This is a genomic window from Methylibium sp., assembly GCF_013817345.1.
GTDB lineage: Bacteria > Pseudomonadota > Gammaproteobacteria > Burkholderiales > Burkholderiaceae_C > Methylibium.
On record NZ_JACDCW010000120.1, the window covers coordinates 1 to 10,076 of the forward strand.

Annotated in this window: 7 protein-coding genes; 5 read left to right on the forward strand and 2 right to left on the reverse strand. The window is 68.7% G+C overall.

Annotated elements, in window-relative coordinates:
- Positions 1-95 precede the first annotated feature (95 nt).
- On the forward strand, positions 96-1,451 hold the full coding sequence (locus H0W40_RS17325) for a DEAD/DEAH box helicase (RefSeq protein WP_367153838.1): 1,356 nt from the start codon (positions 96-98) through the stop codon (positions 1,449-1,451).
- Between the two features lie 72 nt (positions 1,452-1,523).
- On the opposite strand, the gene H0W40_RS17330 is transcribed toward H0W40_RS17325, so the two are convergent.
- Positions 1,524-1,679: a DUF3096 domain-containing protein gene (locus H0W40_RS17330; RefSeq protein ID WP_292448714.1), complete on the reverse strand. Its 156-nt coding sequence runs from the start codon at positions 1,677-1,679 to the stop codon at positions 1,524-1,526.
- 252 nt (positions 1,680-1,931) lie between these two features.
- Here H0W40_RS17330 and H0W40_RS17335 point away from each other — a divergent pair, with 252 nt between their 5' ends.
- From H0W40_RS17335 to H0W40_RS17345, 3 genes are all read left to right on the forward strand, one after another.
- Entirely contained in the window at positions 1,932-3,974 is a 2,043-nt protein-coding gene (locus H0W40_RS17335) for an amylo-alpha-1,6-glucosidase (protein WP_292448717.1), read from the forward strand.
- A complete protein-coding gene (locus H0W40_RS17340) occupies positions 3,967-5,595 on the forward strand; it encodes an alpha-amylase family protein (protein ID WP_292448720.1) in 1,629 nt (542 codons plus the stop codon). The genes H0W40_RS17335 and H0W40_RS17340 overlap by 8 nt, the downstream gene beginning before the upstream one ends.
- Positions 5,596-5,718: 123 nt before the next feature.
- Positions 5,719-8,367: an excinuclease ABC subunit UvrA gene (locus H0W40_RS17345; protein WP_292448723.1), complete on the forward strand. Its 2,649-nt coding sequence runs from the start codon at positions 5,719-5,721 to the stop codon at positions 8,365-8,367.
- Between the two features lie 28 nt (positions 8,368-8,395).
- On the opposite strand, the gene H0W40_RS17350 is transcribed toward H0W40_RS17345, so the two are convergent.
- On the reverse strand, positions 8,396-8,833 hold the full coding sequence (locus H0W40_RS17350) for a DUF1810 domain-containing protein (RefSeq protein WP_292448726.1): 438 nt from the start codon (positions 8,831-8,833) through the stop codon (positions 8,396-8,398).
- Positions 8,834-8,909: 76 nt separating this feature from the next.
- Here H0W40_RS17350 and H0W40_RS17355 point away from each other — a divergent pair, with 76 nt between their 5' ends.
- A complete protein-coding gene (locus H0W40_RS17355; protein WP_292448728.1) occupies positions 8,910-9,791 on the forward strand; it encodes a pirin family protein in 882 nt (293 codons plus the stop codon).
- Positions 9,792-10,076: the final 285 nt, after the last annotated feature.

A 10,076-nucleotide genomic window follows, 5' to 3' on the forward strand; every position in this document is an offset into this window, starting at 1 on the left:
TATCCGTCTGTTGGTCGATGTGTTGACCAACCTGCCGCGCGCTCCATGCGCCCGGCGAAGACGGACCCGCCGGCAACCCGGCGGGCAATACTCGCGTGACTTCTGCTTTTACGACTTTCGAATCTTTCGGCCTTTCGAGCCCGCTGCTGCATGCCGTGGCCGAACTCGGCTTTACCGCACCGACACCGGTGCAGTTGCAGGCCGTTCCCGCTGCCATGAAGGGCGGCGACTGGATGGTCAGCAGCCAGACCGGCAGCGGCAAGACCGCGGCCTTCCTGTTGCCCGTGCTCGAGCGTCTGCTCAACGCCGAAGTGCGCGCCGCCGACCGTGTGGCGAGCCCGCGCGCCGTGGTGCTGTGCCCGACGCGTGAACTGGCGCAGCAGGTGGCCAGCGACGCCATCGACCTGATGCGCGGTGTGGGCAGCGCGATGCGCGTCGAAGGCAAGCAGCACCCGCTGCGCGAGGCCGTGCGCAATCTGCGCGTGTCCACGGTGGTCGGCGGCATGCCCTTCGGCAAGCAGTTGTTCGATCTGCGCGGCGCCAGCCTCGTGATCGCCACCCCGGGCCGCCTGCTCGACCTGCATTCGCGCGGCCAGATCCGGCTCGACGGCACCGAGGTGCTGGTTGTGGACGAAGCCGACCGCATGCTCGATCTCGGCTTTGCCGAGGATCTGGCGGCAATCCACGAAGCCACCGCGCAGCGCAGCCAGACGCTGATGTTCTCGGCCACCTTCGCGCCGCGCATCATGGCCTTGGCCGCCAAGGTGATGCGCTCGCCCGGCCGCCTGGAACTCGGCAGCGCGCACGACGTGCACGCGGACATCACGCAGACCCTGCACTGGGCCGACAACCTCAGCCACAAGCACAAGCTGCTCGAGCACTGGCTGCGCGACGTCGATATGGATCAAGCTTTGGTCTTCGCCAGCACCCAGATCGACACAGAAGCGCTCGCCGAGGCGCTGCAGCAACAAGGCCATTCGGCCGTGGCGCTGCACGGCGCCATGCCGCAGGCGGTGCGCAACCGCCGCCTGCAGGGCCTGCGCGACGGCCATGTGCGCGTGCTGGTCGCAACCGACGTGGCCGCGCGCGGCCTGGATGTGAAGAGCATCAGCCACGTCATCAACTTCGGCCTGCCGATGAAGGCCGAGGACTACGTGCACCGCATCGGCCGGACCGGCCGCGCCGGCCGCGCCGGCACCGCGATCACCATTGCCGAGCACCGCGAGCGCGGCAAGATCCGCGCGATCGAGGCGTTCACGCGCCAGCCGATCGTTGCCAGCGAAATTGCCGGCCTGGAGCCGACCCCGCAAAGGCCGCGTGCACCGGGCAGCAAGCCACTGCCGGGCCAGCGCCATGGTCAGGGCCGCGGTCGCCCGGCCGGTGCTGGTGGCGGTTTCACCGGCGGACGCCGTGAAGGTGGTTCGCGCTTCGGACAGCGCGACGGTCGCTGAACGGAGCATTCGCTTCGCAAGGAAAAGGGCTGCCGCGAGGCAGCCCTTTTTCGTTGGCCTGTCGAGGGCCGTTCAGATGAAATTGAAGGAGCTCTTGCCGAACAGGCCGATCAATCCGATGAGGATGAGGTACAGCGCCACGATGTAGTTCAGCAGCTTGGGCATCACCAGGATGAGGATGCCGGCGATGAGCGAGATCAGGGGGGTCAGGCTGAGGTGGATGTTCATGGCAAATGCTTCGGGTGCTCGTGGATTTCAGGTAACGGGACTTTACGAGCTGCGCAAGGCGACCGATGGTATGTGCGATGCCGCCCGCCGGCTCATGAATGAACGTGCGCCGAAGGAGAACCGAGGGCTATCGAGGGCGGGGCAGCCCCGGTGATCGCCTACGGGGGCCCGGCAGGCCCGCCGGTTGCCAGTGCGGGTTCTCGGCAGGCTCGGCGCCTGCCTTCGCATGCCATCAGAACCCGGAACCGACCGATGCTCCCGACACCTCTGCGGCTGCCCTGGCGGCCCGGCGACGATCCCGTTCCGCTGCGCGAGCGCGAATGGCTGGTGACCAACGGCCTGGGGGGCTTTGCGTCAAGCACGGTGCTGGGCGTGCCGACGCGGCGCTTCCACGGCATCTTCGTACCGAACCTGACCGAGCCGAAGGGTCGCCACGTGGTGTTGCCGCGGCTCGACGAGCTGATCGAGACGAGCACCGGCACCAGCAACCTCGGCGGAGCGGAGTTCGTAGGTGGGTCGAGACAGGGCGACGCTCACCACCACTTGCGGGAGTTCCGCCTGGAGGGCTTGACGCCGGTCTGGGTGTTCGATGTCGACGGCAGCCTCATCGAAAAATCGATCGTGATGGCGCACGGCCGCAACACCGTGTGCGTGCGGTGGAGCCTGCTCGAAGGGCCCTCGCGCCGCCTGCGCCTGCGGCCTTTCGTGTGCGGCCGGCGACAGGACGCGCCGCTCGTGCTGACCGAAGCCCGCCCCTGCGAGATCGAGACAGATGCGCAGGGCGCCTTGCGGCTGCGGCTTGTGGACCACGGCGTGGCGGTCCGGCTGCATCTGTTGCCGCAAGGCGCTTTCACTCCCGAGCCGCTCGTCGACCGCGATGTGCTCTTTCGCGTGGAGCGCGATCGCGGTTACGACCACAGCGAGCACATGCACAGTCCCGGCTTCTGGTCGGTCGAACTCCAGCCCGGCCGCGATGTCGCTCTCATCGTGAGCAGCGGCGAGTCCGCGCCGGCGCCGGACCCCGATGCGCTGTTCCGGGCCGAGCACGACCGCATCACCGCCTTGCTGGCGCGTGCTCATGAGGTTGGTGCTGATGCCGACGATGTCGAGCGGCGCTTGCTACTTGCCGCGGACCCGTTCATCGTCATGCCGGGCAATCGCAGCGACGAGACGGCGACCGGCGGCGATGACTTTCGCTCGATCATTGCCGGCTACCACTGGTTCAACGACTGGGGCCGCGACACGATGATCGCGCTCGAGGGCCTCACGCTTTGCACCGGGCGCTTCGATGAAGCGCGCGCCATCCTGCGCACCTTCGCGGGCTACATCCGCGACGGGTTGCTGCCCAACCTGTTCCCCGAAGGCGGGCGCGAGGCGCTCTATCACACGGTCGATGCGACCTTTTGGTATTTCCACGCGCTCGAGCGCTACGTCAGACGCACCGGCGATGCGGCGCTGGTCTCCGAGCTCTACCCGGTGCTGCAGGGCGTGATCGACCACCATGTGCGCGGCACGCGCTTCGGCATCGGTGTCGATGCGCGCGATGGCCTCGTGCATGCGGCGGCCGAGGGTCTGCAGCTGACCTGGATGGACGCCAAGGCGGGCGACTGGGTGGTCACGCCGCGGCGCGGCAAGCCGGTCGAGATCCAGGCGCTCTGGTACAACGCGCTGCGCCTGATGGCCGGCTGGGGTCGGACACTCGGTGCCGCGGACGCAGCCGGGCACGACGCGCTGGCCGATCGCGTTCAGGCCTCCTTCGAGGCGCGTTTCTGGTCGGCCGAGCGGGGCTACCTGTTCGACGTTGTCGACGGCCCGGATCCCGCCAACGGCGGCGACGACGCCCGCCTGCGGCCCAATCAGATCTTCGCGCTCTCGCTGACCCATCCGGTGCTGCACCCGTCGCACTGGCGCGACGTGCTGGCGGCCGTCGAGCGGCACCTGCTCACCCCCGTGGGCCTGCGCACGCTCGCGCCCTTCGAGCCCGGCTACCAGCCGCGCTACGAAGGCGCGCTGCGCGAGCGCGATGGCGCCTATCACCAGGGGACGGTATGGCCCTGGCTGCTCGGCCACTTCGTCGACGCCTGGATTCGCGTGCACGGCCGCGATGGACGGGCGCGTGCGCTGCTGCAGGCGGTGCCGCATCACCTTCTCGAGACCGGCTTCGGCAGCATCAGCGAAGTCTTCAATGCCGAGCCGCCGCACCTCGAGGGCGGCTGCATCGCGCAGGCCTGGAGCGTCGCCGAGCTGCTGCGCGCCTGGCAGGCGACCCGACCCGAAAAGGAACCTCATGGCTGAGCCCTGGTACAAGAACGCGGTCCTCTATTGCCTGGACGTCAAGACCTTCGCCGACGGCAACGGCGACGGCATCGGCGACTTCATCGGTCTGGCCGCGAAGCTCGACTACCTGGCCGGCCTCAACGTCGATTGCATTTGGCTGCAGCCTTTTTTCCCGTCGCCGATGCGCGACAACGGCTACGACATCACCGACTACTACAGCGTCGATCCGCGCCTGGGCACCCTGGGCGATTTCGTGGAGTTCTCGCGCCGTGCCCAAGAGAATGGCATGCGCGTGATGATCGACCTGGTGGTCAACCACACCTCGATCGATCATCCGTGGTTCCAGGCCGCGCGCAGCGATGCCCAGTCGCCCTATCGCGACTACTACGTCTGGTCCGACGAGAAGCCTGCGGATGCCGCGGAGGGCACGGTCTTTCCCGGCGTGCAGGACACCACCTGGACCTGGGACCGCGAGGCCAAGGCCTATTACTTCCATCGCTTCTACGACCACCAGGCCGAGCTCAACATCACCAACCCCGCGGTGCGCCGCGAGATCGAACGGATCACCGGCTTGTGGCTGCAACTCGGTGTCACGGGCTTTCGCATCGACGCGCTGCCGTTCCTGATCGAGTTCAAGGGCACGCCTCTCGAAGGCCAGGGCGACGCGCACGCCTACCTTCGCGAGCTGCGCCATCACGTGCAGCAACTGTGCGGCGACGCTTGCCTGATGGCCGAGGCGAACTTGTTGCCCGAGGAGGTGCCCGACTACTTCGGCGATGGCGACAAGATCCACATGTCGTTCAACTTCTGGGTCAACCAGCACCTGTTTCTGGCATTGGCCCGCAAGGACGCCACGCCGATCCGCCGCGCCTACGAGCAGCTACCGCCGATTCCGGTCTGGTGCCAGTGGAACAACTTCATCCGCAGCCACGACGAGCTCGACCTCGGGCGCCTGAAGAAGAGCGAGCTCGAAGAGGTCTTCCGCGCTTTCGGCCCCGACGAGAGCATGCAGCTCTACGGCCGCGGCATTCGCCGCCGCCTTGCGCCCATGCTGGGCAACGACCGCCGCCGGCTCGAACTGGCGCACAGCCTGATGCTCACCCTGCCAGGCACGCCGGTGCTGCGCTACGGCGATGAGATCGGCATGGGGGACGACCTCTCGCTGCCCGACCGCGAGAGCGTGCGCACGCCGATGCAGTGGAGCGACGGCGCCAACGGCGGCTTCTCAAGTGCCGCAGCCGACCGGCTCTCGCTGCCGCCGATCGCCGAGGGCGAGTACGGCTACCCGACCGTCAACGTCGAGGCGCAGCGGCGCGATCCGCAGTCGCTGCTGAACTGGCTCGAGCGGGCGCTGCGCCGGCGCAAGGAGTGCCCCGAGTTCGGCCTGGGCGAGTGCACGTGGATCGACACCGGCCGCGCGGAAGTGCTCGCGCACCGCTGCGACCTCGACGGCTCGACCGTCTATGCCGTGCACAACCTCGGCGCGCGGCGCGCGAAGTTCATGCTGCCGGTCGGTGGTTCGCGCACTCTGCAGGACGTGCTGGCCTTTCACCACTGCGAGGCGCAGGAAGACGGCAGCTACCGCATCGACCTCGAACCCTACGGATACCGCTGGCTGCGCAGCGTGGCCACGGGATGAGTGCGTGAGAGATGTCTTGCCGTCGCTGCGAACCCCGAAAACCAGGGAGATGAAGCCGCCGCTTTGCTCCCTCTCCCGCCCGCGGGAGAGGGCTGGGGTGAGGGTCGACGCAAACGCCCGCACATGAATCGACACGCCGATGACGAGCACCTCGCCAGCCGCTTCGTGCGTGTGCGCGGCGCTCGCGAGCACAACCTCAGGAATGTCGACGTCGATATCCCGCGCGACGCGCTCGTCGTGTTCACCGGCATCTCGGGCTCCGGCAAATCGTCTCTCGCCTTCGGCACCTTGTACGCCGAGGCGCAGCGGCGCTACTTCGAATCGGTGGCTCCCTACGCGCGCCGGCTGATCGAGCAAGTCGGCAGCCCCGACGTCGATGCCATCGAGGGCCTGCCGCCGGCCGTGGCGCTCCAGCAGCAGCGCGGCACGCCGAGCGCGCGCTCCTCGGTCGGCACCGTGACCACGCTGGCGAGCCTGCTGCGCATGCTGTACTCGCGCGCCGGCAACTATCCGCCGCGCCAGCCCACGCTCTACGCGGAAGACTTCTCGCCCAACACGCCGCAAGGCGCCTGCCCCAACTGCCACGGCCTGGGCCGCGTGTACCAGGTGACCGAGCGCTCCATGGTGCCCGACGACTCGCTCACCATTCGCGAGCGCGGCATCAAAGCCTGGCCGCCGGCCTGGCACGGCCAGAACCTGCGCGACATCCTCGTCACTCTGGGCTACGACGTGGACACGCCCTGGCGCGATCTGCCGAAGAAGGACCGAGACTGGATCCTCTTCACCGACGAGCAGCCCACCGTGCCGGTGTACGCCGGCTTCACGCCCGCGGAGACGCGCGCCGCCCTGCGCCGCAAGACGGAGCCGAGCTACCAGGGCACCTTCACCGGCGCGCGCAAGTACGTGCTGCACACCTTCGCCAACACGCAGAGCGCGCTCATGAAAAAACGCGTGTCGCGCTTCATGACGGGTGGCATCTGCCCGGTGTGCGAGGGCAAGCGGCTCAAGCGGGAGGCGTTGTCGGTCACCTTCGCGGGCGTCGATATCGGCACGCTGGCCGAGTTGCCGCTCGACCGCGTGGCCGAACTGCTGCGCCCCGCGGCGCAGGGGCGCTTCGACGAAAGCGGCGACCGCTCGGTGCTGAGCCGCGCAGCCGCGGCCAAGGACACCGCGCGCCGCGTGGCCGCGGGCGGCTCGGCCCATGCGGCGACAAAGGACGTGCGCCGCACGCCCAACCTCTCGGCGGAAAAGCGCATCGCGGCCCAGCGCATCACGCACGATCTGGTGGAGCGCATCGAGAGCCTTCAGCAACTCGGCCTGGGCTACCTGTCGCTCGGGCGCGGCACGCCGACCCTTTCGCCCGGTGAACTGCAGCGCCTGCGGCTGGCCACGCAGATCCGCTCCAGCCTGTTCGGCGTGGTGTACGTGCTCGACGAGCCCTCCGCCGGGCTGCACCCGGCCGACAACGAGGCGCTGCTGCTCGCGCTGCAGCAGCTCAAGCGCGCCGGCAACTCCATCTTCGTGGTGGAGCACGACCTCGAGGTGATGCGCCGTGCCGACTGGCTGGTCGATGTGGGCCCCGATGCCGGCGAACACGGCGGCTGCATTCTCTACAGCGGGCCGCCGGCCGGTCTGCAGGCGGTGAAGGCTTCGCACACAGCGCGCTACCTGTTCGCCGACTGCGCAGCGCCGCCGCGCAGGCCGCGCACCGCGGCGGGCTGGCTGGAGTTGCGTGGCGTGACGCGCAACAACCTGCAGGGGCTGGACGTGCGCTTCCCGCTCGGCACCTTCACGGCGGTGACGGGCGTGTCGGGTTCAGGCAAGTCGAGCCTGGTGAGCCAGGCCCTGGTGGAACTGGTGCTTGAACACCTGGGGCACGAGCCGCCGCCGCCCGAAGAGGAGGAGGGCGACGAACTCGCGCCGCGGGTATCGGCAGAGACCGGCGGGCGCCTCCACGCCGGCATGGAGCACATACGCCGGCTGGTGCGCGTGGATCAGAAGCCCATCGGCCGCACGCCGCGCTCCAACCTCGCCACTTACACCGGTCTCTTCGATGCCGTGCGCAAGCTCTTCGCCGCCACCCAGGCGGCGCGCGCGCGGCGCTTCGATGCCGGGCGCTTTTCGTTCAACGTGGCCAAGGGCCGCTGCGAAACCTGCGAAGGCGAGGGCTTCGTGAGCGTGGAGTTGCTGTTCATGCCGAGCGTGTATGCGCCGTGCCCCACCTGCCACGGCGCGCGCTACAACGAGCAGACCCTCAAGGTGACCTGGCGCGACAGAAACATCGCCGAGGTGCTGCGCATGACGGTTGAGGAGGCGGTGGCGTTCTTCGCCAGCGAGGCCGCCGTGAGCAAGCCACTGGCGCTGCTGAGGGATATCGGCCTGGGCTACCTGCGGCTCGGCCAGCCGGCCACCGAACTCTCGGGCGGCGAGGCCCAGCGCATCAAGCTCGCCACCGAACTGCAGCGCCCGCAACGCGGCGCCACGCTCTACGTGCTGGACGAGCCCACCACTGGCCTGCACCCGGCCGATGTGGACAAGCTCCTGGCGCAATTGCAGGGGCTGGTCGATGCGGGCAACACCGTGGTGGTGGTGGAGCATGAACTGCACGTGGTGGCGCAGAGCGACTGGGTCATCGACGTGGGCCCTGGGGCAGGGCAGGAAGGGGGGCGCATCGTGGCGTGCGGGACGCCGGCGGCGGTGTGTGAGGTGGACGAGAGTCGGACGGGGGTATATCTGCGGCAGGTGATGGGCCCACTCGACACGTGCGCCTGAGTGCGCTGCTTCTTTCAGGAGACCGCGCTCAAAGCAGCTCGATAGTTCGCTGATCCGTCCCTCCGCCGTAGTACCGCGCCAGCACTCGCCCGAACACTTCCGCTTCGGGTGCGACGGCCGCGAACAGTGTCATCGACGACCGCAGCTTCAGGTCGTCCGGCGACCCGAAGATGTCATGGGCCGTGCGCCCCTCGATGCCCAGCACGAGTTCGCAGCATTCCCTCAGCCGCGCTCCCAGCACCGGGTGCCGCGCGTACGCCTCGGCCTCCGCCCGGCCCGCGATGCCGTAGTGCAGGGCCGTGCTGCTGCGGCCGAGCGCGCGCAGTTGCGGGAAGACGAACCACATCCAGTGCGCCGTCTTCCTGCCGGCCCTGAGCTCCGCTGTCGCCGCGGCGTACACCGGGGCCTGGGCGGTGATGAAGCGCTCCAAGTCGAAGGGGTCATCCACAGTGCAATGGTGCGCCATCCGGCGCGATGCCGGTCACCGGCGTAGGCTTGCAGTGGCCCCGGCGATCCCCAACTGCATGCAAAGGAGGCGCGAAATGAAGAAGGTTCTGAGCCGCCACGGCGGCACGCCGCCGCACTGGGTGGGCGACGGTTTCCCGGTGCGCACGCTGTTTTCCTACGACTCGCTCGGCCGCCAGGCGAGTCCCTTCCTGATGCTCGACTACGCCGCGCCCACCGAGTTCGCGCCGGGGCAGCCCGACAAGCCTCGTGGCGTAGGCCAGCATCCGCACCGCGGCTTCGAGACGGTGACCATCGTCTATCAGGGCGAACTGGCGCACCGGGACTCGACCGGCCAGGGCGGCCTCATCGGGCCGGGCGACGTGCAGTGGATGACGGCCGCTGCCGGCATCCTGCACGAGGAGTTCCATTCGCCGGCCTTCACCCGCTCTGGCGGCCCCATGCAGATGGTGCAGCTCTGGGTCAATCTGCCCGCACGCGACAAGACGGCCGCGCCCGGCTACCAGACCGTGCTTGATCGCGACATCCCCGCCGTGACGCTGCCCGCCGAGGCCGGCACTCTGCGCGTGATCGCGGGTGACTACGACGGCCACCGCGGGCCGGCGCGCACCTTCACGCCGATCGACATGTGGGATTTGCGTCTGCGCGCGGGCTGCAAGGTCGAACTGCCGGTGGCCGAAGGCCGCACCGCAGCGGTGCTGGTGCTGCACGGTTCGGTGGGCGTGAACGGCGCGCCGCCGGTGAGCGAAGCGCAGATGCTGCTGCTCGACCGGGCCGGCGCCGACGTGACGCTGGAGGCCGAGACGCAGGCCACCGTGCTGCTGCTCAGCGGCGAGCCGATCGACGAGCCCATCGTCGGCCACGGCCCTTTCGTGATGAACACGCAGGCCGAGATCGAGCAGGCCATGGTCGATTTCCGCAGTGGCCGCTTCGGGCAGATCGCGGCGGCGGGCGGCTGAAAGGCGAGGAGCGGGGCTCTCTCGCGCAGTGGGCATCGAGCCCACTGCGCTCGCCATCGCCATCGCCATCGCTGTCGATCCCCATGCTGCGCATGGGGCCCCTCTTATACGAAATTGCGTTCATACGCATCGAATTGAATTCGTCGAAGAGTTGTAGCGGGCTTCGGTTCGTGTTCGGAATGCCGACTGTGCAAGCTCAGCGCGCGAGCGCTGCGCCGGGTCGCTGTGTTGCGTTCATGTCCCCCGGGCCGGGCTCACGCCCAGCCCTCCTCCTTGACTTCACTC